Raw genomic sequence first — 23006 nt, 5'->3', positions numbered from 1 at the left:
ATAGAGAAATATGAAGTTATAATTTGGTTGGTTTTGCGTAAAACCGCGCTATATCAGGCTTTAGCGGCGTTTATGGAGAGGTATGGAGATATAGAATCCAGCGTGTGAACGCCGATACCTAATTTCATCGGTTAAATACCCTCTTTCGGCATATTAGCCCAAGTATTATATCGTATCCCCGGCCAAATTACAAGTGCTGGGGCAGGAACTCTTGCCCCGGTTGTCTTTCCGGCCGGTTTGTGCTACCATACAGGAGAAGGAGAGGGGAAAACCTGCCGGTATATTTTCGGCATTGTATCACGGTTTACATTCTTTTTTTCTTTGCCCTGTCATACTGAATACAAGCAATGAAACTGCAAGGAGGCCATTCTGATGAAGGAATATCCCGTTCAGCGTGCCGCAGTGGGCAAGCCCAAGCCCGATCCCTCCACGCTGGTGTTTGGCAGAACCTTTACCGACCATATGTTTTTGATGGACTATACCGCCGGCCAGGGCTGGCACGACGGGCGCATCGTTCCCTACGGCCCCATTGCCCTGGACCCCTCCGCCATGGTGTTCCATTATGCCCAGGAGGTCTTTGAGGGCCTGAAGGCCTACCGTTCTCCCGATGGTACCATTCAGCTCTTCCGTCCCACCGAGAACATCAAGCGCATCAACTCCTCCTGTGAGCGTATGTGCATCCCGCCCCTGGATGAGGAGGACGCCCTGGCCGCCATTGAGCAGCTGGTGCGGCTGGAGGCGGACTGGGTGCCCGATCAGCCCGGCACCTCCCTGTATATCCGCCCCTTCATCATCGCCACTACCCCCACTCTGGGAGTCCACGCCGCCCACGATTATATCTTCGCCATCATCACCTGCCCTGTGGGAGCCTACTATGCCGAAGGCATCAATCCGGTGAAAATCTATGTGGAGAGCGAGGATGTCCGCGCCGTCAAGGGCGGCACCGGCTACACCAAGTGCGGCGGCAACTATGCCGCCTCCATCCGGGCCGGCGAGCGGGCCGAGCAGAAGGGCTACGCCCAGGTGCTGTGGCTGGACGGTGTACACCGCAAGTATATTGAAGAAGTGGGCTCCATGAACGTCATGTTCCAGATCGGGGACACGGTGGTCACCCCCATGCTCACCGGCTCCGTGCTGCCCGGCATCACCCGCAAGTCCTGCATTGAACTGCTCAAGAGCTGGGGCCTGAAGGTGGAGGAGCGGCTCATCACCGCGGAGGAGCTCTTCGAGGCGGGCGCCAACGGCACCCTGAAGGAGGCCTGGGGCACCGGTACCGCCGCTGTCATCTCTCCCATCGGCGAGATGGGCTGGGAGGACAAGCACGTTGTGGTCAATGGCGGCAAGATCGGCCCCCTGGCCCAGAAGCTGTATGACACCCTCACCGGTATCCAGTGGGGGACCCGGCCCGATCCCTATGGCTGGGTGGTCAAGCTGTAACTTTGCTATCTTCTATGCCTTCCTATACCTTCCCAGACAGAAGGACGAGACCATATGGTCCCGTCCTTCTGCCGCATCCTGTCAAAAAATGGCTGCGGTCACTTTTTTGACAGGATGTTAAACTTTTGAGGCCTTCAAAAAGTCCTCAAAAGTTGTTTGACTGCACGCGAAAGGGAACCCTGACGGTTCCCTTTCACACTATCCTTCCCTCCGAAACCTCTGGCCAGAGGTTTTTCAGCAGCCTGAGGCAGAAGACCGGGACCCAAGGGCCCTGGCCTTCTGCCGTTTCTATGGAACATCTGACGTTTTCCTGTAGATTTGTTTAGCTTTCTTCCGGCGCTCGGTTCACTGTGGTACAATCGCTCCACTACGCCGGTCCTCCGGACCGGCGAAAACGAGGTGTTTGTTATGAAACGAGCCAATCCCATTTTGCTTTTACTGCCGCTGCTGTTCCTGTCTGCCTGTGCCAGACCGGCGGCGGATGTCACTGGTCCCGACGTCCAGACCGAGGCGGCCCGTTTGGCCACCATTCAGCTGGGCCAGCTGGCGGACCGGCTGAACCAGATGGAGAAAGATCAGGTCCAAAACCTGCTGGAGGAACTGGTGCCTCTGCAGCAGGCCCGGGCCCAGGTAGGCCGGTGGGAACTGTTCCCTCAGGAGGAGGAGCTGGTGGAGCAGCTTAACCAGCTGTATGAGGACTTCACCCAGCGCTATCTGGAGGAACCGGAGGAGCCTTTGGAGGAAGAGGAGCTCCCCGTCCTGGCCCAATATGAGATCGGAGCGGACGGTACCCTCATCCCGGACAAATCGGACAAGGCGGAGTACCGGGCCCTGTGGGACAAGGTCAATGAACTGCTGCCCGAAGGGAGCCTGAAGCCCTTCGCCCGGTTCACCATCTTCACCGACGGGGAGGCTGAAATTCTGGCCTATGTGGTCCCGGCGGACGACAACGGCGTCCAGTGGGAGCTGGCGGTGGACCCGGAGGACGCAGGCGATCCTGTAGAGTTTACCGAGACGGTATACCATGAGTACGCCCATTATCTGACCCTGAACGACAAGCAGGTGACCTACGGCGCGCCCAAGCGCTACGACTGCTACGGGGAGAACGACCTGGTAAGCAACCCGGACTCCTACCTCAATGCCTTCTACCAGCGCTTCTGGAAGGACTATCTGGACGACCGGCTGGCTGACCCGGAGAGCATCAATTTCTATCTGCGCCATGAGGACGACTTTATCACCAGCTACGCCGCCACCAGCCCTTCCGAGGACATTGCCGAGTGCTTCTCCTACTTTGTGCTCTACGATAAGCCCACCGGAACGTCGGTGTGGGAGCAGAAGCAGAACTTTTTCTACGACTATCCGGAGCTGGTGGCCTTCCGGGACCAGGCCCGGGCTAAACTGGGACTGTAAGTTTTACCGGGTCAGTTTCCGGAACCCGGCGGGGGCCTCCGCACGGAAGATGCGCTCCTCTCCGGTGAAGGGGTCGGTGAGCACCAGCTCATGGGCGTGGAGGCACAGCCGACCCAGAGGATCGGTGGCGGCTCCGTAGTCCCGGTCCCCCGCCACCGGACAGCCCAGCTCGCTGAGGTGGGCCCGGATCTGGTTTTTCCGGCCGGTGTCCAGATCGATCTCCAGAAGGGCGTATTCCTTTCCGGCGCTGACCATGGTATAATGGGTTATCGCTTCCTTACCGCCGGAGCGCACCGAGTATACCTTGTGGGCGGCGTTCTCCCGCAGCAGGGTACGGATGGTATCCGAGTCCTTCGGAGGCCTGCCCTCCACCACCGCCAGATAGCCCCGGCGATCCACCAGCTTGTCCCAGTTGTCCTGGAAGGCCCGCTTGGTCTCCTCGTCCTTGGCGAAGAGGAGCACGCCGGAGGTGGCCCGGTCCAGCCGGTGGACAATGAAGATCCGGTTCCGGGGATCGGCCTTGCGGACGTAGTCGGTGGCCATGTGGTAGGCGGTGCGCACCTTCTCCTTGTCGGTGGCCATGCTCAGCAGACCGGCGGGCTTTTCGATGACCAGCAGCCTGCCGTCCTCGTAGAGGATGGGGAAGGGGGCCTTTTTGTCTCCCGCGCCCTGAGGAAGCACCGCCACCGTCTGTCCCGGCAAGAGGGGATGGTCGTGGCGGGTGACGGTCTTGCCGTCCACCTGGACCTGGCCCCGGGTGAGCAGGGACTTGACGCTGTTGCGGCTTTTGCCGGTCACATGGGCCAGCAGGAAGGGGAGCAGGGTGTCCTGCTCGTCTACGGAATAGCGTTTTTCTTGCATATTTTCACATCCATTCAGGAGGTTTTGTCAATGAATGACGTTTTGCATCAGCTTCGGGACCGCAAATCGGTGCGGGCCTATCTGGAAAAGCCCATTGCCCCCGACGACAAGCGGGCCATCCTGGAGGCCGCCTGCGCCGCCCCCACAGCGGGCAACCAGCAGCTGTACACCATTCTGGACATTACCGATCAGAAGCTGAAAGATACCCTGGCGGAGACCTGTGACCACCAGCCCTTTATCGCCCAGGCGCCCCTGGTGCTGATTTTCTGCGCCGACTGTCAGAAGTGGTACGACGCCTTTGACGCTGGCGGCTGCCAGCCCCGGAAGCCGGGGGTGGGAGACCTGCTGCTGGCCTGCTCCGATGCCAACATCGCCGCCCAGAACGCCGTTACCGCTGCCTGGAGCCTGGGCATCGGCTCCTGCTACATCGGGGACGTGATGGAGCAGTGCGAAACCCACCGGCAGCTGCTCAACCTGCCGGACTATGTGTTCCCCGCCGCCATGGTGGTGTTCGGCTACCCCACCGCCCAGCAGCGGGCCAGAGAGAAGCCCCGCCGCCGGGCCCTGCCCTACATGGTTCATGAAAACGGCTACCGCCGGATGAACGCCGGGGAGCTGGAGCGGATGCTGGCTGATAACGCGGGCCAGCGGCCCTATGCTGACTGGCTCCAGGCCTTCTGTGCCCGAAAGTATAACTCCGACTTCTCCCGGGAGATGACACGGTCGGTGGAGGAGTATCTGAAGAACTTTAAGGAGTAACTTACACCAGCTGCTCCAGCACCCGCCGCAGCAGGTCCGCCGCCCCCACCTGGTAGCCGCAGCAGGCGTAAGCCGCCCGGCCCTCCTGGTCCCGTACCACCGCCAGAGGCGGCTTGTCCGGGTCCAGACCCAGATGGCGGGCCACCGTCTCCACCTGATAGCCCCACTCGGGATAGACCAGCTGTACCTGGGGCCATTTGTCCAGCAGCCCCGCCAGGGTGGCCTGCTGTTCCGCGCCGGGCCGCCGCAGGAAAAAGACCACGTCCCCGTCCAGGGCCTGAAATGCGGGCAGGGCGGCGGAGAGTTCATTTAAAATATGTTCCGTGGGTTCCGCCCCCTCCTCCAGCCAGAGGAGGAGGGCGGCTTTTTCATGGGCTCCGCCCAACTCCGCCAGGGGCAGCTCCCGGGGAGAGATCAGATCGTCCACCGAGCAGTCCCGCAGCACCAGCGGGATTTCCTGTTCCTGCCCCGCCTCCAGGGTGAACTCCAGGCGGCTTGCAAACTGGTCCCCTGCCGGCAGCCGCAGGGCGGTGAGTACCCGGTAGCGTCCGGCGGGCAGGGTGACATTCAGCTTGTTTTTGTGCCAGGCCCGGTCGGTCAGCCTGAGGGGTTTCCACATTTCCCCCGTCCAGAAGTCCAGCGACCAGTTCTGCCGGTAGAGAAAGCGCTCCACCGGGGTCTTCCGGAAGGTGACTTTTCCACATTCCTCCGGCTCCTTGGGGACAAATTTCACGTTTTGCCACACCAGCACCGCCCCGTCCAGGGGGCGTAGCAGGGCAGGCACCCCCTGCTGCCGCAGGGCAATGACCTCACCCACCACGCCGGGCTGGGGTACGGACCAGTCGGTGAGGCGTTCAAAGGCCACCCGGGGACAAAGCACAAACCGCCGGAACACCTCCGCCGGGTACCGGTCCGCCCAGGGCCGGGCCCGTTCCAGATGGACATCCAGCAGGTCTGCCGTCACATCCCGCAGGTCCTTGTCGGACAGGGTGGAGAGAAGAGCGGGGCGCAGCGGGTCATGATCCCTGCTGAGAAAGGCATAGATCTCCCCAAAATTGCCACGGGCCTCTTGAAGCAGTTCTCGCTGCTGGGGATAATTTTGGGCCTTTTCCTCGTCGAAATAGCCTGCCATCCGGGCCTGCCGCTTAGCGGTCCCTGCCGCCAGTACCGCAGCCCGTTCCTGGCGCTGGGCCTGATCCAGAGGGGCGGGGTTGACGGGAGCATCCTGGGGGGCACGGAAATCGAAGGGAGTCCAGTCCGTGCAGGGGGAGGGGAGGGTCAGCTCCGCCCCGTCCTCGGTCTGGCCGTGGCAGAAGGCTTCCTTCTCACGGTTGGACAGATGGAGGTCGCTTATCCCCAGCTCAACCTGGACCCTGCCGGTTTCATCGGCGGTAAGGGCGGCAATGGGGCAGAAGCGAGACTCGTTGAGGACTTCCAGCGTAATGATTTCTCCCGGTTCGGCCCGGAAGGTATACATCTTGGTACGGGCGTAGCGGGCTGTCTGGTTGTGGTGCAGGGCCTGCCCCTGCCTGCCCAGGGGAGCGCCATGGAGGGTCAGGTCGGCCACCGGGCCGAAGGTGCGGCTATGGACCAGCATGGCCCGGGAGGCGGCGGTGTTGAACCAGCCCCGGTCCAGCACCGGCTCCGGCTCGCAGGCTCCCAGAAAGCGCCACTTGCCCTCACATAGCACCTCCACCCAGGCGTGGTTGTCGTCGCAGTGGGACCAGCGGGGGGCGTACACCTGCCGGGCGGCCAGGCCCACCGAGCGCAGGGCGGACACCAGGAAGGCGGACTCCTCCCCGCACCGGCCGCTGCCGCAGCGGTACACCGTCAGGGGGGAGGCGGTGCGGTCGTCCTGGGCCTGATAGCTGGCCTGCTCGTGGCACCAGCGGTTGACCTCCAGGGCGGCCTCCTCCTGGGACAGGTCCTTCACCCGGTTCCACAGATGGCTGTAAAACAATGCCCGGTGGTCGGACAGATCCTCGTCGTTGACCCGGGGGCAGAGGACGTACTGCTCGTAGGCCTCCCGGCTGAGAGAAGCGCACCAGGGGACGGTCTGGCGCAGCATATGGCTGTGGGCGGCGAAGGCCTCAAACAGGGACTGGGGGTAGCTGTCCCAGTCCTCCGGCAGGGCCTGCCGGATAAAAGTCAGTTCCTGATCCATATGATCCACTCCTTTGGAATGGGGCTATGATATCACATTTCTTTGTGGTATCATAGCCCCAGATAAGAAAAGAAGGTGTTGCCATGATTCTGGAAGTGTGCTGCGGCTCGGCAGAGGATGTGCTGATTGCCGCACAGGCCGGCGCCGACCGGGTGGAGCTGAATTCCGCTCTGTTTCTGGGGGGACTGACTCCCTCCATCGGGGCCATGACAGTGGCCCGGCAGGTGTCCATCCCCATTATGGCCATGGTGCGGCCCCGGGAGGGGGGCTTCTGCTACAGCGAGATGGAATTTGCCGCCATGCTGGCCGATGCCCGCGCCCTGCTGGCGGCAGGGGCGGACGGCATCGTATTCGGCTGCCTCCACCCCGACGGCAGGGTGGACAAGGCCCGCTGCGCCGCCATGCTGGAGGTCATCGGAGAGAAGGAGAGCGTGTTCAGCCGGGCCATCGATGTGGTGCCCGACTGGCGGGAGGCTCTGGATGTGCTGATAGAGCTGGGGGTGACTCGGGTGCTCACCAGCGGTCAGGCCAGTTCCGCCCCGGCGGGGGCGGATACCATCCGGGCCATGGAGGAGTATGCCGCCGGACGCATCCAGATTCTGCCCGGCTGCGGGGTGAAACCGGACAACGCCGCCGCCTTGCTGGCGGCCACCGGCTGCCATCAGCTCCACGGCTCCTTCAAGACCAGCCGGACCGACATCTCTGCCACCCACAACCCGGCGGTGTCCTTCTCCGGCGGGGTATGTCCCCCGGAGGAGCAGGTGCCGGTCACCGACGCCGCCGCCGTCCGGGCGGCAGTGAGTGCCATGGGCAAATAAAAAAGAGGTGTGCCCCATGTCTGTGGGGCACACCTCTTTAGCTCATACGGGAAAAATGCTCGATGGCCTTGGCAAATTCAGCGATGGTGCGGTCGGCGTCGCCGTGCTCGATGCCGTTCCGGACACAGTGGTTGAGATGACCCTCCAGCACCACCTGACCCACCTTGTGCAGGGCGCCTTTAGCGGCGTTGATTTGCATGAGCATCTCCTCACAGGGTACGTCCTCGTCCACCATCCGGTCAATGGCGTTGAGCTGGCCGATGATCTTCTTCAAGCGGCGGTGCAGATTGTCGGCGTCCATACACTGTCTCATGGGCGCTCCCCCTTTCTGTGATGAAAAGGGCTGCTGCGTCCGGCAGCAGCCCTTGACTGGATTCAGCTACGTTCCTCAAAACTGGCACCGCAGTTGCGGCAGTTGACGGTGATTTTTCCTTTGCCCCGGGGCACCCGCAGATACTGCCCGCAGTTAGGGCATTTGAAATAGCGGTGATCTTTGTCCCGGTGGATGGTGCGCCGCATTTTGAACCAGCGGATGAACGGCCCGAACAGGGCCAGAAACCGGGCGTTTTCCGCCCGACGGCGGTCAATGCGGCGGGAGAACATCCGAAACAGGTCCCACAGCAGCACGGCCAGTGCCAGCCAGGAGATCCATGCCATATGGGGCAGTGCCGATATAAAAATCAGCACCACATACAGGAAAAGCAGGAAAAAGGAGAGGTGATCGCTGCCATACCGTCCGTACATCAATTTTCGCAAAAAATTCATGAGCATGAAATACGGTCGTCTCCTTTGACGTAAGAATTGGGTGCACTTTTGATGTCTATATGATAGCGCCTGCGGCTTTTTTCGTCAAGGATACAACCGTAAACATTTCATGAACGATGGACCGGCGGAGAAGGCGGTACTTGCGGTTTGGAGAAAAAACCGCTATACTGACGGTATCAAATGAGAAGTGACACAAAGGAGGGTCCCCATGGGCCGCATCGACAAGGAAAATTACTATCTGGACATCGCCCAGACTGTGGCCGAGCGGGCCACCTGCCTGCGCCGCTGCTACGGCGCGATCCTGGTAAAGAGCGACGAGATCATTGCCACCGGCTACAACGGGGCGCCCCGGGGCCGGAAAAACTGCGTGGATCTGAACTACTGTACCCGGGAGGCCCTGAATATCCCCTCCGGGGAGCGGTATGAGCTGTGCCGCTCTGTCCACGCCGAGGCCAACGCCATCATCTCCGCCGCCCGCAGCGAGACCATCGGGGCCACCCTGTACATGGCCTGTGTGGACCCCGCCACCGGGGAGCTGATCCCCAACTCCACCTCCTGCTCCATGTGCCGGCGGCTCATCATCAACGCGGGTATCCAGCGGGTGGTCATTCGCAACACCAAGACCGACTATTCCGTGGTCCATGTGGAGGACTGGGTTCGGGAGGACGACTCCCTGCCCCAGACCTGAGGAGGAAAGGGAATATGGACAGGCAAAGGGCCTGCTGCAATGGTGCAGCAGGCCCTTTTTAACGGAACAGACGGTCAGCTCTCTTCTTCCGGCGGCTCCACAGTCATGTAAATGTAGGAGGAGCTGTAGTCGTTGTAGTCCTCCTGGCTCTCCGTATAGTAGCCGATGAACAGGCCCTCTTCGTCATAATAGGACCGGCAGTTCTCATAGTAGGAGTTCTGTTGGAAGAGGGTGATAAAGTCCTCCCTGAGGGTGTGCTCTTCCTCCAGATTGGGGGACAGGAAGGGAACATCCGCCGAACGGAGGGCCTGGTTCAGACGGGCCAGATCTGCCTTTGCCTGAGCGATGTTGTCCTCCTTGGAGGCATTGACGTCGATGTCCAGGGAGTAGGTAATTTCCTCCACCACGCCGTCGTTGTTCACCGTGGCGGACAGGTAGGACTGGGTGTCGTTGTCCTCGTGTTCCAGGTAACCCGTTACGCGGTACCCGTAATCCTTGTAATACTCCAAAGGATCGTCGGCATATGCGCGGTCACAGGAGGCTTCAAAAACCTGCTCCAGCTTCTCCAGTATCACCGCCGCCCGGGCCGCCCCCTCCCGGCTCTCCCGGACTGCCTGCACGTAGTAGGGTGTCGCCACAGCCAGCTGCAGGGCCAGCGGAACCAGGATGATGACCGCCACCCGCAGCTTGACGGAGGGCAGCTTCATGCCCAGAGCTTCTGCAATGCGTTTGGCGCTTTTCCGGATCTCAAACAGGATGCTCACAATGGCGTGCAGTCCGATGAGTCCGCCCACGGCAGTGCTGATGTCGCCCGCAGTCTTCACTCTGTCGTCGTCGGAGCGGGACATGAGCCGCCCGGCGGCGATGGCGGTGTTGGCGGCCAGTACCTCCGCCGAGCGGTCAGTGTAGGATAGATAGGTGTGGGCCTTTTCCTGAATGACCTCCCACTTTTTTCTTCTGACTCCCCATATGACGCTGACACCCTGAAATAAAAACAGGACCATATAGATCAGAAGAATGGCAATTGCCACATAGGCTACCTCCATGCTGGAGCTGGACAGGTGAAACACCACGCTTCGGATCATGTCCAGAAAGATCCAGATAAACATGGACAGCAGGCCTGTACACAGATAGGCCGCCGCCGTCACAGGACGGGTATAGTACTTCTTGATGGTGCGGATCTCTTTTTCCGTCATAAGTTCACATCCTCGTTTCGGCGGGGGAGGCGTGTTTGACGAAACGGACGGTGAGGGTCTCTCCGTCTACCGAGAAGCCCACCTCCACCCCGCCGAAGGCCATGCCGTACACCCGGTCGGGGTCGTGCTGATAGGAGGGTCTGGGATCCCGGGACAGCACCCCGATGAGAGCCTCCCGCTTGTCCTCCGGTACCTGGGAGAGCAATTCCGGGGGGAACTCCACCTCCAGCACCTTGCCCCCCACGTTGCCGGTAAAGCCGCCGGTAGCCTCCGGGTGGGAATCGGCGTAGGGCAGATAGGGCTTGATGTCCAGAATGGGGGTGCCGTCCATCAGGTCGGCCCCCGACACCACCAGTACGGTACCCAGTTTGGGGTCCTTCTGGATGGACTCCAGTTTCACGCAGGACAGGCCGATGGCGTTGGGCCGGAAGGGGGAGCGAGTGGCAAATACCCCCATACGGGTGTTGCCCCCTAGCCGGGGAGGCCGCACCGTGGGGGACCACTTGTCCCGCACCGCCTCAGAAAACTGCCAGATGAGCCAGATGTGGGAGAACTCCTCCAGTCCCCGCAGGGCGTCCGGGTTGCGGTATTCAGGCTCAAAGACGATGGTGGCCTTCAACTCCCCCACCAGCCCGCTCTGCCGGGGGATGCCGAACTTGGTGGGGAAGTCGCTGCGGATATGGGCAATGATGTGCATGGGGATCATTTGCTTCCCTCCTGTGCCTTCTTCAGGGCGGCGGCCACCGGCCGGGACGGGGTGGACCGGTTGTTGCGGGCCAGAATGGCGGCAATCTGGCCGCCTACCTGCTCCACCTCCGCCTTGAAGGTGGTGGCGGACAAACGCAGGGCCCCGTGGCCCAGAATGATGAGCTGCTCGGCCCCGTCGGAGGTGGCTACCCGCACCTGGTGGTGTCTGCCGATCTCATAGGTGGCCCGCTCGATATAAGTGTCGGCCGTCTCCGCCTCTTTGGTATACACAACGTAAATATTATGGTATTTGAATACATCCTGTACATTGCGGGGCACCTTGTAGGCGTCAAACACCAGGATGACCACGCATTTTTTGAAGCCCTGGTAGTTGCTCAGCAGATCCATCAGCAGCTGCCGGGCGGCGTCCAGATTGGTCTGGGCCACCGCCTTTAGCTCCTCCCAGGCAAAGATGATATTGTAGCCGTCCACCAGCAGGTACTCCGGCCCCTTGTTCTGGGTCTGGACGTTGTACTTCCGCTCGTCCAGGCTGGTGCGGGCAGGTTTGGGCTGGGGGCGGAAGGAGTTGCGCTCCACCTTGCCGTAGGTGCGCTCATAGATGGCCAGCAATTCCTTGTCCTGCTCCAGCGACAGGCCGGGGCTGGAACTGCTCCGCCAGACAGGGGTGGTGGGGGCTTCCGGCTCCGGGGGTGCGTCCAGGGACAGGCCGCTGTCCACATGGGCCATCTCCTTCACCTGGTCCCACTTCACGTTGTACCCCGCCCCGTGGGCGCAGAACACCGAGCCGGTGGGGTTGTCCACGTCCCGCTCCGGGTCGTAGCCCAGCTCCTCCACCACAGTTTGCTGGTCATGGCAGGGGTAGTAGCCCTTCAAGGTGCAGCTCAGCCGTCCCATGCCTCTGGTGTAGGCGGCCACCTCGCTGCCGTAGTCCCGCAGCCCCGCCACTGGAGCGGAGCCGGTGAGGACGGTGAGCTCCCCCGCGGTCTCGGGCGGCTGGCAGTCGCCACCCATCCGCTGGAGGTCGCTCATGGCCCGCCCCACCTGGGCGGCGGGCACCTCCAGCCGGAAGGAATACCAGGGCTCCAGCAGAATCGTTTCCGCCTCCATCAGACCCTGGCGCACCGCCCGGTAGGTGGCCTGCCGGAAGTCGCCCCCCTCGGTGTGCTTCAGGTGGGCGCGGCCAGCCAGCAGAGTAATCTTTACATCGGTGAGGGGGGAGCCGGTGAGGACGCCGGGGTGGGCCCGCTCGGCCAGATGGGTGAGAATGAGCCGCTGCCAGTTGCCGTCCAGCACGTCCTCCGGACAGGCGGTATCCAGCACGACGCCGCTGCCACGATCCCCCGGCTCCAACAGCAGATGGACCTCGGCGTAGTGGCGGAGAGGCTCATAGTGGCCCACGCCGATGACGGGAGAAGCGATGGTCTCCCGGTACACGATGCCCCCCTGGCCGAAGGTCACGTCCATGTTAAACCGCTCCGCAATGAGCCTCTGCAAAATCTCCAGCTGGACCTGGCCCATGAGCTGGATGTGGATCTCCTTCAGCCGCTCGCTCCACACCAGATGGAGCTGGGGGTCCTCCTCCTCCAGCTGGCGCAGCTTCTGCAGGGCGGTGACCGGGTCCTGGCCCTCGGGCAGGATCATCTGATAAGTGAGCACCGGCTCCAGAGCGGGGGGCGCACCCTCCGCCTCAAAGCCCAGGCCCTGCCCGGCGGCAGCGGAGCCCAGACCGGTGACCGCCACCACGGACCCCGCCGGGGCCATGTCCACCGGCTGGAATTTCACGCCGGAGTATACCCGCAGTTGGTCGGCCTTGTCGCTCCAGCCGGGGCCATCCAGCACTGTCTTTACCTTCAGGCTGCCGCCGGTGATCTTCATCCAGGCCAGCCGGTTGTTCTGAGTGTCCCGGGAGATCTTGAAGATGCGGGCGCCGAACTCCTCCCCGTACACCGGCCGGGGGGCATATTGCTCCAGGCCCCGGAGGAAGTCCTCCACCCCCTCCAGCTTCAGGGCTGAGCCAAACCAGCAGGGGAAGAGCTTCCGCTGGGCCATGAGGGCGGTAAGGGCGGTGTCTGAAATGGAGCCCGTCTCCAGGTAGTCCTCCAGCAGGGACTCGTCGCACAGGGCGGCCTGCTCACAGAGGGCCTCCTGATCCCCCATGTCCACGCAGCCCTCGTCCAGCTTGCTTTTCAGCTCACCAAGCAGAGCGGCCTTGTCCGCCCCCGCCAGGTCCATTTTGTTGACAAAGAGGAAGGTGGGCACATGATAGCGCTCCAGCAGCTTCCACAGGGTATGGGTGTGGCCCTGGACCCCGTCGGCTCCGCTGACCACCAGGATGGCGCAGTCCAGCACCGACAGGGTGCGCTCCATTTCGGCGGAGAAGTCCACGTGGCCTGGAGTGTCCAGCAGGGTGATCTCCAGCTGTTCCAGAGGGAGCACCGCCTGCTTGGAGAAGATGGTGATGCCCCGCTCCTTCTCCATAGGGTCGGTGTCCAGAAAGGCGTCCCCGTGGTCCACCCGGCCCAGCTTTTTCAATTTTCCGCAGGTGTAGAGCAGTCCCTCGCTGAGGGTGGTCTTGCCCGCGTCCACATGGGCCAGAATGCCCACGACTAATTTTTCCATAGCTGCCGTCCTTTGCGGTATGATAGGATAGTATATCATGTCCGGGGGAGCGGGGCAAATAAAAAGGGCCCCGAAGGGCCCTTTTGGGAAGCTGGAATCAGCCTTTGGCGCCGTCGCCCATATAGGAGCTGTACAGCGGGGTGGGCAGGCCGAAGCCGCCGGCCACAGGCAGGATCTCACCGGTGATGAAGGCGGCCCGATCGCTGGCCAGGAAGGCCACGGCGTCGGCAATGTCCTCGGGACGGCCGGGACGGTTGAGGGGGACGTTTTTCAGGAACAGGTCCAGGAAGGCCTGAGACATATTGTTCAGGGCCGCGTCGGTGGCGGTGAAGCCGGGAAGCACCGCGTTGCACCGCACCCCCTGCCGGGCGTACTGCACGGCGATGTCCTTGGTGAGGAAGTGGATGGCCGCCTTGCTGACGCCGTAGGCGGTGCGGCTCAGGTCGGGATAGAGGCCGCCCACCGAGCCGATGTTGATGATGGAGCCGCCGCCGTTCTTGGCCATGACGGGCACCGCCGCCTTGCTGGGCAGGTACACGCTCTTCAGGTTGGTGTTGACGATGCGGAAGAAGTCGTCGGTATCGCCGGTTACCACGTCCAGGTCGGTCTTGACGTCGGTGGCGCCGAAGTTGTTGACCAGAATATCCAGCCGGCCCTCCTTCTTGGCCACCTCTTCCACCATACCGGAGTAACTCTCCTCGTTGGCGGCGTCAAAGTAGACCACCCCGGCCTGCCCGCCGGCGGCGATGATCTCGTCGGCGATCTGCTGACCGGCGTCCATACGGCGCACGCCCAGATAGACAGCAGCGCCCTGGGCGGCCAGAGCCTTGGCGCAGGCCAGGCCGATGCCCCGGGTGGAGGACGAGACCAGCGCGACCTTTTGTTCCAGTTCTTTCATGATGGTAATTCTCCTTTTTGAACCATATGGTATGATTAAGATACTATGATAATAGCACTATCCGCCTTTGGGTGCAAGCATTATTTTTTGGAACGGATGCAACAAAACCGCCCCCTCAGGGATGTTAGGGGCGAAAGGGGGGAGGGCAATGGCGGAAGAAACCGGTCTGCGGCAGGTGGTGGAGACCTACGGGAACATGGTGTACCGCCTGGCGCTGGCCCAGACCCACAGCGGCCACGACGCCGACGATGTATTTCAGGAGGTCTTTCTCCGCTATCTCCGTTCCGCACCGGACTTTCGGGAGGAGGAGCACCGGAAGGCCTGGCTGCTGCGGGTGACAGTGAACTGCTGTAAGAAATTCCACACCTCCTTCTGGAGGCGGCATACCACGGCCCTGTCTGAGACCATCCCCGCCCGGACGGAGGAGGAGGGGGAGCTGCTCCAGCTGATAGAGGGCCTGCCGGAGAAGTACCGGGCGGTGCTCCACCTCTACTACTACGAGGGCTACGCCACCGGGGAGATTGCGGCCATCCTGGGCCGCAGTCCCAACACCGTCCGCAGTCAGCTGGCCCGAGGCAGGGCCTTGCTGCACGACGCATGGAAAGGAGCGGAAGAGCTATGACGGAAGAGAACTATCGGGCGCTGTTTGACCGGACGTCCCCCGGCCGGGATCTGGTGGAGGATACCCTGGCGGCGGCGGAACGGCCCCGGCGGAAGGGCATCCCCGCCAAACGGCTGGCGGCGGTCCTGGTGTGCCTGGCCCTGGTGCTGGGGGTGGGCAACTACCAGGCTCTGGCGGCGGGGGTCCAGAAGATTATACGGTTCTTTGCCGGTACCGGGGCGTCGGAGACCCCCGTCATGGTGGTGGAGGAGGCCGATCAGTGGACTGAGGGGGATTGGCTGTGCCAGCTGGACGGGGTGAGCCAGGGGGAGTGGCTGCTGCTGGAACTCTACCTGGTGAGCCCGGAGTTGGAAGAGCATCAGCTGGCCACCCGGAAGCTCCAGGTCTACGCCGGGGACACCCCCCTGGAACAGGGGTGTCTGGTCTACTCGGAGTGGCTGCCCTACAACGGCTTTGCTCCCCAGGGCCAGGCGTGGGTGTCCCTCTCTGGCCTGGACTGTGGGCCGGAGGTGGCCTGGCGGGAGGATGGTTACCAGTCCCGGGTCCATATGGCCTTCCTCTATCGGGTGCCGGAGGGAACACCCCGGGAGGTGACCTATGAGCTGCTGGATCTGGAGGCGGGCGGGTCCCGCACCGGATTGCTGGAACTCACCTCGGCGGAGACCCTGGCTGCCCACACGGACAGCCGGACCTTTGAGGAGGGCACGGTTACTGCCCTGGTCAGCCAGGATGGACGGCAGCTGTCGGTATACGCCCACCAGGAGGAGAACGACGACGGCCTGCTGCTGACGGGGGCTGCTCTCTTCCACCATCAGGTCACCTTTATCGGGGCCTCCGGGGAGCGTTACCCCGACGCGGGAGAGGGCTTCCGCAGTTTCACTTCCGGCCATGTGAACGTCCAGCTGGCCTCTGCCCCCGACTGGGTGGAGGAACCCATTGTGGCGGTGGAGATCGGGGCGATCAGGCTGGTCTATGAGCATGATATCTGGTGGGACGGTCCGGGAGGAGGCATCGTCCGAACCCAGGATGACGTGGTCTATGGGGACCTGAACTGGGTCATTGATTTAACATAAACCAAACGGGCCTGCTGCAAGCGCAGCAGGCCCGTTTTTGATTTTATCGGTTCCCCGGCCGGTAGGGGGTGAGCAGCCAGCCGGTCATGGGAGGCAGAGCCACCTGCCCGGCGGGCAGCTCCATGCCGGTCATCCAGTCTTTGGCGGCCCAGGGCAGAGTGATGAGCTCAGGAGCTTTGCCGATGTTGACGGCGGTGAGCACCGGCTGACCCTCCCCCTCCCGCAGGAAGGAGAGCAGCTTGCCCTCCGCCTTCCACCAGCGGATGCTCCCCCGGCGCAGGGCAGGCAGCTCCCTCCGGGCCTTGCCCAGGCTGGCGTACCAGCGGCGGAGCACGTCGTCCGCCATCTCCCAGCGGTAGGTCCGGCGGTTGAAGGGGTCCTCAAAGCCTTCAATGCCCGCTTCGTCCCCGTAATAGATCATGGGGGAGCCGGGGAAGGCGAAGAGCACCAGAGCCCCCAGCATCAGCTTGGACCGGCCCAGCAGATATTGCTCCGGGGTAAGGAAATAGGAGGAACGCCAGTCCTTGTCGTGGTCCTGGCCGTCCCCGCCGTAACCCAGCAGGGTGAGGATGCGGGGGGTGTCATGGGTGCCCAGAAAGTTCATGGCGGAGTGGAAGGCAAAGGGGGGATAGTTCTCCCGGATAGCCTCCATGGTGTTCTTGAAGTGGACGGCGTCCCCGCCCATCAAATAGCCCAGCAGGCTGTTGCGGAAGGGGTAGTTCATCAGGCCGTCGCAGTGGCCCCCCAGGATGTGCTTGCGGCGGACGCCGTAGGCGATCTTGGTGGAGCCGTCCTCCCACACCTCGCCGATGACCACCGCCTCAGGGTTGGTTTCCCGGGCGGCCTGGTGGATGCCGTGGACAAAGTCGTCGGGCAGCTCGTCGGCCACATCCAGCCGCCATGCGTCCGCCCCCGCCCGCAGCCAGCGGCGGACGATGCTGTTTTCATCCCCAAAGATATAGTCCCGGTAGGAGGGCTCCCCCTCGTTGACGGCGGGCAGGGAGTAGATCCCCCACCAGGAGTCGTACTGGTCGGGCCAATGGGAGAAATGGTACCACTTGTAGTAGGGACTGTCCTGGGACTGGCAGGCTCCGTTTTCCGGATAGGAGCCGTCCCCGTTAAAATAGCGGCTCACATAGCCCTGGTGGTTGAACACACCGTCCAGCATGATCTTCATGCCCAGCTTGTGGGCGGCGCCGCACAGGGCCTTGAAGTCCTCCTCGGTGCCCAGCATGGGGTCGATTTTCTCATAGTCGCCGGTGCCGTAGCGGTGGTTTTCCGGCGCTTCAAAGATGGGGCAGAAGTAGATGGTCTCCACCCCCAGGTCGTGGAGGTAGGGGAGCTTTTCCATAACGCCCTTCAGGTCGCCTCCGAAGAAGTCCCGGTTGCGGACCTCGCCGTTCTGGTCGGGCCGGTACTCCGGCTCCTCCCGCCAGCTGGTGTGGACGGTGCGGCCCCCGGGCATTCCGGTGGGATCGGGCACTCTGGTGCGGCGGAACCGGTCGGGGAAGATCTGGTAGGTGACCCCCTCCCCAAACCAGCCGGGCACCTGGTCGGTGCCGTCGTACACCGTCAGCTGATAGGGGCCCAGCTCCTCCTGGCGGCCGTCCAGCCCTTCCAGACGGAAGGAGTACCAGATCAGCCCCACATGGTCCCCGGTGTCCAGGATGACCTTGAGCACGTCCCGGTCCCCGTCAATGCCGTCCCAGGCCATGGGCAGCTCCAGCCGCCGCTCCTGAGAGGACTCAAAGTAGGCGATGAGCACCGCCTGGGAGAAGCCCTCCGTCCGGAGGGGGCGCAGGGTGAGGGATACCTGAGTGCCCGAGGGCACCGCGCCATAGGGCTGTTTATACCGGCTGTCCCGGCTGTCAAAGGTCATTGCATCCAGCAAAGAAAAGACTCCCTTCAGCGGATCAAGGTATTTTCTGTCCCAATGGATTCCATGGTATGCTCGCTGCCGAAGTAATAGTTCACGATCTCACCGGCGGCGCTGGCCAGGTTGGCACCGGAGGCGCCGCCCTCCACCACCATGGAGATGACGATCTCCGGATCGTCATAGGGGGCGAAGAGGACGAACACGGCGTTGGCGTTTTCATCGGCGGACACCTGGGCGGAACCGGTCTTGGCGCCCACTTCCACCGCCAGATTGCTCAGGTACTGGTCCACGGTGCTCTCCTCGTCGTTGGCCACCTCCCACATACCCTTCTTCACCGCCTCCACATAGGCGGGGTCCAGGTCCAGGGTTTCCACAGGCTGAGCCTCATACTCATACACCGTCTCGGAGAAGTCGCTGGATTTCACCGTCTTGAGCAGGTGGGTCTGGTAGCGGTTGCCGCCGTTGACCAGGGTGGCAATGTAGTTGGACAGCTGAAGCATGGTGATCTTGGTGTTGTCCTGACCGATGGCGGCGGACAGCAGGTTGCCGCCGTACCACTCCTGGCCCAGCATAGCGCTGGTTTCCGGGCCGGCTACATAGCCTTCCGCCTCGCTCAGTTCCAGGCCGGTTTTCTGGCCCAGGCCGAACATGGCGGCGTACTCGTCGATCTTATCAATGCCCAGCCGGTGGCCCAGGGTGTAGAAATAGATGTTGCAGGAGTCCCGCAGGGCGTCGGCCATATTTTCCCAGCCGTGGGTGCCCCGGTATTGACGGTAGATCCAGCACTGGGGATGGTAGTCGCCGTAGGGATAGTGCTCCTCCTCGGGCAGCTGGAGCGCACCGGTATCCTGGATTTCCTCGGTGGGGGTCACCAGCCCCTCCTCCAGGGCGGCAATGGCCACCAGAGGTTTGAAGGTGGAACCGGGATAGTAGATCTCGCTGGTGGCCCGGTTGACAAAGGGGTTGCGGGGATCGTCGGACACCGCTTTATAGGCCTCGGTGCTGCTGTATACGGTGGACAGGTCGTAGGTGGGGTAGGAGGCCATGGCCAGAATGCCGCCGTCGTTGACGCTCTGCACGATGATGGCGCCCTTCTCCTTGGTGTCGGCCAGACTCTCGATGGTGTTGGCCAGCACCTCCTCCACCTTCTCCTGGAGCCGCAGGTCCAGGGTGGTCATGACGTGGTTGCCCGGCTCGGGCTCCATAGCCTCGCCGGTCTCATCGTCTACCATCCAGCTCTCGCTGACCACCTTGCCGCTGGTGTTCATCTCTTGGATCAGGGTGCCAGACTTGCCCCGCAGGTAGGACTCAAAGGCGGCTTCCATACCGTCGATACCCACAGAGTCATTCATATTGTAATCCTGGGCCTTATAAGTCTCCCAGTTTTCCGACTGAATAGCGCCCACCCGGCCCAGAAGATGGGCGGCGCTGGTGGTGTTATACTGCCGGACAGTGGTGGCGGAGATATTCACGCCGGTTAGATTCCGTTCCTTCACGGCGGAGATCACGTCGATATCCACATCCTGGGCGAAGATATACTCGGTCTGCTTCACGTTCTGGCTGCGGAGATTGAGCTCGTACAGCACGCCGATGAGGGCACGGGCGTCGGCGTCGGAGAGAGACTCGTCAATAAGGAAGTACTGCCGCAGGCCGTCGATGACCTCTTCCGCCGTGGGGCCCTCTCCCAGGTCAGCCACGCTGGAGGCGGCGGCCAGGTCGTCGCTGTCCCAGCGGTTGGGAAGAATATCAGTGCCCAGGGGCAGGGCGTTCAGCAGAGATCCCAGGTAGCTGAATTTGACTTTCCCCTCGCTGTTGGTATACACCAGGGCATTTTCATCTGTATAGGTGAAGGGGGCGTCCTTGGAGATGGGCAGGGTATCGGTCCATTCCAGACCATTTTCCCGGCAGATGGTGATCAGCTCCATCAAATTGGCGTTGCGCTCCGCCTCCGCCCCCATGAGGGAGGAGTTGAGGGTGATCTCATAGGTGGCACGGTTGCCCACCAGAGAGCGGCCGTACCGATCCAGGATCTCTCCCCGGGCGGCCTCCACTGTCACCGTGTTGGCGATCTTTACCGTGGAAGCGGCCCGGTATTCATCGCCCTTAACGATTTGCAGATTGTAAAGGACCATGACAAAGCCAATCAACAGCAATGCCAGAAGGATGGAAATAATCAGGGTACGGATGTTGAATTGCTTGCCTTCCACGAGTTCAGGTCTCCTTCCGGGGTCAGGGGCGAATGCAAACGGTCGTTTTGTGGTAGAAGTTGGCTGCCGCCCGGTTGACCCAGATGGCGGGGTCTTCCTTCAGGTCGCCGTTGAAGAGCAGCTCATTCAGGTTGGCCGGCACGTCCAACGGCTTCAGTACCACATCGGTAACGGTGGGGTCCTCCAGCAGAGGCAGGCGGTCCACCTGCTGCTGCCAGTAGTATTCTGCCGAGCCGTCGGCCAGGGCGGCGGCGGTCCGGCCGGCGGTGCTCATGTCGTAGTAGTGGTAGTAAACAGTGGTGAAAGCCAGCAGGGCCAGCAGCACCGGCACGGCCACCCAGGCCCGGCGCAGCACCTTCTCCCCACCGGCCAGCCGGGGCAGCACTGCCCGGCGAATCCAGCCCAGCCAGTACCACAGGTTGGCGGTCACCAGCCAGAAGAAGGAATAAAACACGATGCTCCGCAGCCGCTCCGGTCCTGCCTCCCCCAGGGCATAGAAGTGGGGGGCGTTCTGGGCGGCAAAGAGGAGAAAGGTAAAGACCGAAAAGACCACAGGCAGGGGGAAGGTGAACTTCACCTTGCCGGTGAGGGCCCACAGCAGGGGGATCATCAGCAGGAATACCAGCAGAATGGGCCAGCTGAACCACTCCAGCACATCGGCCCATGCCTGTTCAATGGAGCGGCACACCGCGTCCACCGCCCCGATGGGGGGCGCCACGGTGGCCTGCCGTACCTGGTTGCCGGGGGCGACCACGCTGATCAGGAAACCAACCACCAGCACCGCCGTGGGAATCAGGGCGGGAAGGAACTTTTTCCGGTCCTTCCACAGAAACCACAGCAGGAACAGTCCGCACAGCAGGGTGCCCAGCAGCGCGGAGACATAGTTGCTTCCGCCCACCATCAGGGCGGCCAGTACGCCGGGAATCACCGCCCACAGGGTCTGCCGCCGGGTGGAGGCCAGCTTGAGGGCCACCAGCCGCTCAATCAGCAGCAAAAAGATGCCGTAGGTAAAGGTGTAATATACCGCGCCGTTCCACCAGTAGAAGGTGTCCTTGGGGGACTCTACAAACTGGATGGACAGCAGCAGAATGGGAACGGCCAGGAAAATGACCTGCCGCCAGGTCCCCCCCAGAGCCCGGCACACCAGGGTATGGGCCAGCTTAAAGGTGCCGATGCACAGGGAGGCCAGCATAACCACCGGGGTGAGCCAGTAGAGGAAGGGGGAGAAGGTGAGGGGGGTGAGGGTCATCATGCCAATGGCGGAGAAGGTGCCCTGCCACCCCTTGTAGCAGTTTAAAATATACTTCCAGCTGCCCACCAGAGGAAATTCTCCCTTGAGCAAAGACTCATGAGACAAAAGGGCGTAGCTGTAGTCGTCGGCAGAGGGCCAGTCGTACCGGCCCAGCAGCAGGATGGGGATCAGGCTGATCGCCAGCAGAGCCAGCAGCAGCCAGGGCCCGTATTTTTTCCAGGCCGAATGGATACCTTGCATCGTTATTCTCTCTTTCCCTATAGAACGGTTTTCTTGGGGACCCGGTGAAACACCCACAGGAAGAGAGCGTATACCGGAAATACAAATACCATGGACCAGGCGATCTCCCGCCCGGCCAGGGACAGCATGGCGGGCAGCGTGGCTGTGCCCGCCAGCAGCCGGGAGAGGATGCGCACAGCGTCGATACACACCAGGGCCAGCAGGGAGCACAGCAGACAGCCCAGCAGGTTCTGCCGCAGCACATACTGGGCCAGCGCCCCGGCGCCGAAGCCCAGCAGACACAGGCCCAGAGTCATGGCGCCGTCGGGGTTGAAATAGACCGCGTCGCACAGAATGCCCACGCCCAGGCCAAACCCGGCACCGGCCACGGTGCCCTCCAGTACCGCCACTGCGATGGCGGCCAGAGGCAGCAGCATGGGGGCCACCCCAAACAGGGGAAAGCGGTTGAGGATATAGACCTCACAAAACCACACCGGCAGCAGGGCAAGGGCATATACGCCCCACTTGATGAAAAAATCCTGTCTGGTCACAGGGTACGTTCCTCCTTCAGGGTCTACTCCACAATGGTAAAGTCCTTGATGACAAAGACCTGCTGGAGGTTGCCCAGGTCAGTCTCGGGGACGATGACGGCATAGTCGGTCATACCGGAGGCGTCAGTGCGTACCTCCTCCACATGGCCGGCCACCAGCCCGGAAGGATAGACGCCGCCCCGGCCCGAGGTGGTCACCAGGTCGCCGGACATGAGCTGGCTGTTCTCCGGCAGGTAGGTCAGCTTCAGCTTGCCCTCGCCCATGAGGGCCAGGTCGCCCTCCAGAATGGCGGCGCCGCCGGTACGGACCAGCTGACCGCCCATCTCGGTGTTGGCGTCAATGAGGGTGCGGACGGTACACCAGTTCTCGCCCACCTCGGCCACGATACCCACCAGATTCCAGTATTCGTCCACCACGCAATCGTCCACTTCGATCCCCTGAGCAGAACCTTTACTCAGGGTGAGGGTGGACTCCCAGTTGGAGGTGGAGCGGGCGGTGACCATGGCGGCCTCCTTGGTGAACTCTTTACCCTTGGGGGTGAGCTCCAGCAGGTTGTACAGCCGCTCGTTCTCCTGGATGGCGGCCTCCGCCTCCCGGATCTTGGCCTGCAGTTCGGCGTTCTCCTTCTTCAGATCCGCCAGCTCGGTCTTCATCTGCTCCAGCTCAAAGGCGTCGGAATAGCGCTCCTCCGCCCAGTTGGTGACGGCGCTGATGCCGTTGCGGACCGGGGTGATGATGAAATTGACAAAGTTGGCCACCGGGTTGGCCTTGCCACCCAGCAGCATGGAGACCACCGTCGTCACCAGTGCCAGCAGGATGGCGGCGATCAATATCAAAAGTCCGTTACGCCGGAAAAAGTCCTTCACGCCTGCATCCAGCCTTT

Annotated in this window: 20 protein-coding genes; 7 read left to right on the top strand and 13 right to left on the bottom strand. The window is 62.2% G+C overall.

Translation table 11 applies throughout. The annotated features are described in order from the left end of the window. The first annotated feature begins 372 nt into the window (after positions 1 to 372). Positions 373 to 1437: a branched-chain amino acid aminotransferase gene (locus tag IHN22_RS01870; protein WP_087188420.1), complete on the top strand. Its 1065-nt coding sequence runs from the start codon at positions 373 to 375 to the stop codon at positions 1435 to 1437. Between the two features lie 408 nt (positions 1438 to 1845). Beyond that, the gene (locus IHN22_RS01865; RefSeq protein WP_191433217.1) at positions 1846 to 2847 is read left to right on the top strand and encodes a hypothetical protein; all 1002 of its coding nucleotides are present in this window, start codon (positions 1846 to 1848) and stop codon (positions 2845 to 2847) included. 3 nt (positions 2848 to 2850) lie between these two features. Here IHN22_RS01865 and IHN22_RS01860 read toward each other — a convergent pair whose 3' ends face one another. Next, positions 2851 to 3708 (bottom strand): RluA family pseudouridine synthase, encoded by an 858-nt coding sequence (locus tag IHN22_RS01860; protein ID WP_191433216.1) that lies wholly within the window; start codon positions 3706 to 3708, stop codon positions 2851 to 2853. Positions 3709 to 3738: 30 nt separating this feature from the next. Between IHN22_RS01860 and IHN22_RS01855 the strand changes: the two genes are divergently transcribed. Continuing rightward, on the top strand, positions 3739 to 4467 hold the full coding sequence (locus IHN22_RS01855) for a nitroreductase family protein (RefSeq protein ID WP_191433215.1): 729 nt from the start codon (positions 3739 to 3741) through the stop codon (positions 4465 to 4467). A gap of 1 nt (position 4468) precedes the next feature. Here the strand turns inward: IHN22_RS01855 and IHN22_RS01850 are convergent, their stop codons facing one another. Beyond that, the gene (locus tag IHN22_RS01850; protein ID WP_191433214.1) at positions 4469 to 6631 is read right to left on the bottom strand and encodes a transglutaminase-like domain-containing protein; all 2163 of its coding nucleotides are present in this window, start codon (positions 6629 to 6631) and stop codon (positions 4469 to 4471) included. Between the two features lie 83 nt (positions 6632 to 6714). Here IHN22_RS01850 and IHN22_RS01845 point away from each other — a divergent pair, with 83 nt between their 5' ends. Further along, on the top strand, positions 6715 to 7449 hold the full coding sequence (locus IHN22_RS01845) for a copper homeostasis protein CutC (RefSeq protein ID WP_191433213.1): 735 nt from the start codon (positions 6715 to 6717) through the stop codon (positions 7447 to 7449). A gap of 37 nt (positions 7450 to 7486) precedes the next feature. Here IHN22_RS01845 and IHN22_RS01840 read toward each other — a convergent pair whose 3' ends face one another. Then, positions 7487 to 7762: a metal-sensing transcriptional repressor gene (locus tag IHN22_RS01840; RefSeq protein WP_087267397.1), complete on the bottom strand. Its 276-nt coding sequence runs from the start codon at positions 7760 to 7762 to the stop codon at positions 7487 to 7489. A 62-nt stretch (positions 7763 to 7824) separates the two neighbouring features. After that, positions 7825 to 8220 carry a hypothetical protein gene (locus IHN22_RS01835; RefSeq protein WP_087390289.1) on the bottom strand — a complete coding sequence of 132 codons (396 nt, stop codon included), beginning with the start codon at positions 8218 to 8220 and terminating at the stop codon, positions 7825 to 7827. 202 nt (positions 8221 to 8422) lie between these two features. Here IHN22_RS01835 and IHN22_RS01830 point away from each other — a divergent pair, with 202 nt between their 5' ends. Further along, positions 8423 to 8902 carry a deoxycytidylate deaminase gene (locus IHN22_RS01830; RefSeq protein WP_087188412.1) on the top strand — a complete coding sequence of 160 codons (480 nt, stop codon included), beginning with the start codon at positions 8423 to 8425 and terminating at the stop codon, positions 8900 to 8902. A 74-nt stretch (positions 8903 to 8976) separates the two neighbouring features. Here IHN22_RS01830 and IHN22_RS01825 read toward each other — a convergent pair whose 3' ends face one another. The 4 genes from IHN22_RS01825 to IHN22_RS01810 all read right to left on the bottom strand — a co-directional run bounded on the left by IHN22_RS01825 (position 8977) and on the right by IHN22_RS01810 (position 14323). Continuing rightward, positions 8977 to 10098 (bottom strand): hypothetical protein, encoded by a 1122-nt coding sequence (locus IHN22_RS01825; protein WP_191433212.1) that lies wholly within the window; start codon positions 10096 to 10098, stop codon positions 8977 to 8979. A gap of 4 nt (positions 10099 to 10102) precedes the next feature. Next, a complete protein-coding gene (gene tsaA / locus IHN22_RS01820) occupies positions 10103 to 10804 on the bottom strand; it encodes a tRNA (N6-threonylcarbamoyladenosine(37)-N6)-methyltransferase TrmO (RefSeq protein ID WP_191433211.1) in 702 nt (233 codons plus the stop codon). Continuing rightward, positions 10801 to 13425 (bottom strand): translation factor GTPase family protein, encoded by a 2625-nt coding sequence (locus tag IHN22_RS01815; protein ID WP_191433210.1) that lies wholly within the window; start codon positions 13423 to 13425, stop codon positions 10801 to 10803. Before IHN22_RS01815 ends, tsaA begins: the two co-directional genes overlap by 4 nt. 97 nt (positions 13426 to 13522) lie before the next feature. Further along, positions 13523 to 14323, bottom strand: a complete 801-nt coding sequence (locus tag IHN22_RS01810; RefSeq protein WP_191433209.1) for a 7alpha-hydroxysteroid dehydrogenase — start codon at positions 14321 to 14323, stop codon at positions 13523 to 13525. 148 nt (positions 14324 to 14471) lie between these two features. On the opposite strand from IHN22_RS01810, the gene IHN22_RS01805 reads away from it, so the two are divergent. Together IHN22_RS01805 and IHN22_RS01800 are read left to right on the top strand one after the other, a co-directional pair. Beyond that, a complete protein-coding gene (locus IHN22_RS01805) occupies positions 14472 to 14945 on the top strand; it encodes an RNA polymerase sigma factor (protein ID WP_087267410.1) in 474 nt (157 codons plus the stop codon). After that, the gene (locus IHN22_RS01800) at positions 14942 to 16018 is read left to right on the top strand and encodes a hypothetical protein (RefSeq protein ID WP_191433208.1); all 1077 of its coding nucleotides are present in this window, start codon (positions 14942 to 14944) and stop codon (positions 16016 to 16018) included. Before IHN22_RS01805 ends, IHN22_RS01800 begins: the two co-directional genes overlap by 4 nt. A gap of 43 nt (positions 16019 to 16061) precedes the next feature. Here the strand turns inward: IHN22_RS01800 and IHN22_RS01795 are convergent, their stop codons facing one another. The 5 genes from IHN22_RS01795 to mreC are packed head-to-tail and all read right to left on the bottom strand — an operon-like array spanning position 16062 to position 22989. Continuing rightward, entirely contained in the window at positions 16062 to 17909 is a 1848-nt protein-coding gene (locus IHN22_RS01795) for a glycoside hydrolase family 13 protein (protein ID WP_191433207.1), read from the bottom strand. Between the two features lie 14 nt (positions 17910 to 17923). Further along, positions 17924 to 20101: a penicillin-binding transpeptidase domain-containing protein gene (locus IHN22_RS01790; RefSeq protein WP_191433206.1), complete on the bottom strand. Its 2178-nt coding sequence runs from the start codon at positions 20099 to 20101 to the stop codon at positions 17924 to 17926. Between the two features lie 22 nt (positions 20102 to 20123). Then, positions 20124 to 21593 carry a DUF6056 family protein gene (locus tag IHN22_RS01785; RefSeq protein WP_191433205.1) on the bottom strand — a complete coding sequence of 490 codons (1470 nt, stop codon included), beginning with the start codon at positions 21591 to 21593 and terminating at the stop codon, positions 20124 to 20126. Between the two features lie 17 nt (positions 21594 to 21610). Beyond that, positions 21611 to 22123, bottom strand: a complete 513-nt coding sequence (gene mreD / locus IHN22_RS01780) for a rod shape-determining protein MreD (RefSeq protein ID WP_087267425.1) — start codon at positions 22121 to 22123, stop codon at positions 21611 to 21613. A 23-nt stretch (positions 22124 to 22146) separates the two neighbouring features. Then, positions 22147 to 22989 carry a rod shape-determining protein MreC gene (gene mreC, locus IHN22_RS01775; protein WP_191433204.1) on the bottom strand — a complete coding sequence of 281 codons (843 nt, stop codon included), beginning with the start codon at positions 22987 to 22989 and terminating at the stop codon, positions 22147 to 22149. Positions 22990 to 23006 lie beyond the last annotated feature (17 nt).

Origin of the sequence: Flavonifractor sp. An112, assembly GCF_904377885.1 — a bacterium.
Classification (GTDB): Bacteria; Bacillota; Clostridia; order Oscillospirales; family Oscillospiraceae; genus Flavonifractor; species Flavonifractor avicola.
This window is presented reverse-complemented; position numbering and strand designations above follow the sequence as displayed.

Bases quoted from the DNA above. Each gene is read 5' to 3' on its own strand.
- tsaA (WP_191433211.1), bottom strand. From the start codon at position 10,804: ATGATCCCCATGCACATCATTGCCCATATCCGCAGCGACTTCCCCACC.
- IHN22_RS01825 (WP_191433212.1), bottom strand. From the start codon at position 10,098: ATGACGGAAAAAGAGATCCGCACCATCAAGAAGTACTATACCCGTCCT.
- IHN22_RS01805 (WP_087267410.1), top strand. From the start codon at position 14,472: ATGGCGGAAGAAACCGGTCTGCGGCAGGTGGTGGAGACCTACGGGAAC.
- IHN22_RS01860 (WP_191433216.1), bottom strand. From the start codon at position 3,708: ATGCAAGAAAAACGCTATTCCGTAGACGAGCAGGACACCCTGCTCCCC.
- IHN22_RS01840 (WP_087267397.1), bottom strand. From the start codon at position 7,762: ATGAGACAGTGTATGGACGCCGACAATCTGCACCGCCGCTTGAAGAAG.
- IHN22_RS01855 (WP_191433215.1), top strand. From the start codon at position 3,739: ATGAATGACGTTTTGCATCAGCTTCGGGACCGCAAATCGGTGCGGGCC.
- IHN22_RS01870 (WP_087188420.1), top strand. From the start codon at position 373: ATGAAGGAATATCCCGTTCAGCGTGCCGCAGTGGGCAAGCCCAAGCCC.
- IHN22_RS01835 (WP_087390289.1), bottom strand. From the start codon at position 8,220: ATGCTCATGAATTTTTTGCGAAAATTGATGTACGGACGGTATGGCAGC.
- IHN22_RS01845 (WP_191433213.1), top strand. From the start codon at position 6,715: ATGATTCTGGAAGTGTGCTGCGGCTCGGCAGAGGATGTGCTGATTGCC.
- IHN22_RS01810 (WP_191433209.1), bottom strand. From the start codon at position 14,323: ATGAAAGAACTGGAACAAAAGGTCGCGCTGGTCTCGTCCTCCACCCGG.
- IHN22_RS01785 (WP_191433205.1), bottom strand. From the start codon at position 21,593: ATGCAAGGTATCCATTCGGCCTGGAAAAAATACGGGCCCTGGCTGCTG.
- IHN22_RS01830 (WP_087188412.1), top strand. From the start codon at position 8,423: ATGGGCCGCATCGACAAGGAAAATTACTATCTGGACATCGCCCAGACT.
- IHN22_RS01850 (WP_191433214.1), bottom strand. From the start codon at position 6,631: ATGGATCAGGAACTGACTTTTATCCGGCAGGCCCTGCCGGAGGACTGG.
- IHN22_RS01865 (WP_191433217.1), top strand. From the start codon at position 1,846: ATGAAACGAGCCAATCCCATTTTGCTTTTACTGCCGCTGCTGTTCCTG.
- IHN22_RS01815 (WP_191433210.1), bottom strand. From the start codon at position 13,425: ATGGAAAAATTAGTCGTGGGCATTCTGGCCCATGTGGACGCGGGCAAG.
- IHN22_RS01800 (WP_191433208.1), top strand. From the start codon at position 14,942: ATGACGGAAGAGAACTATCGGGCGCTGTTTGACCGGACGTCCCCCGGC.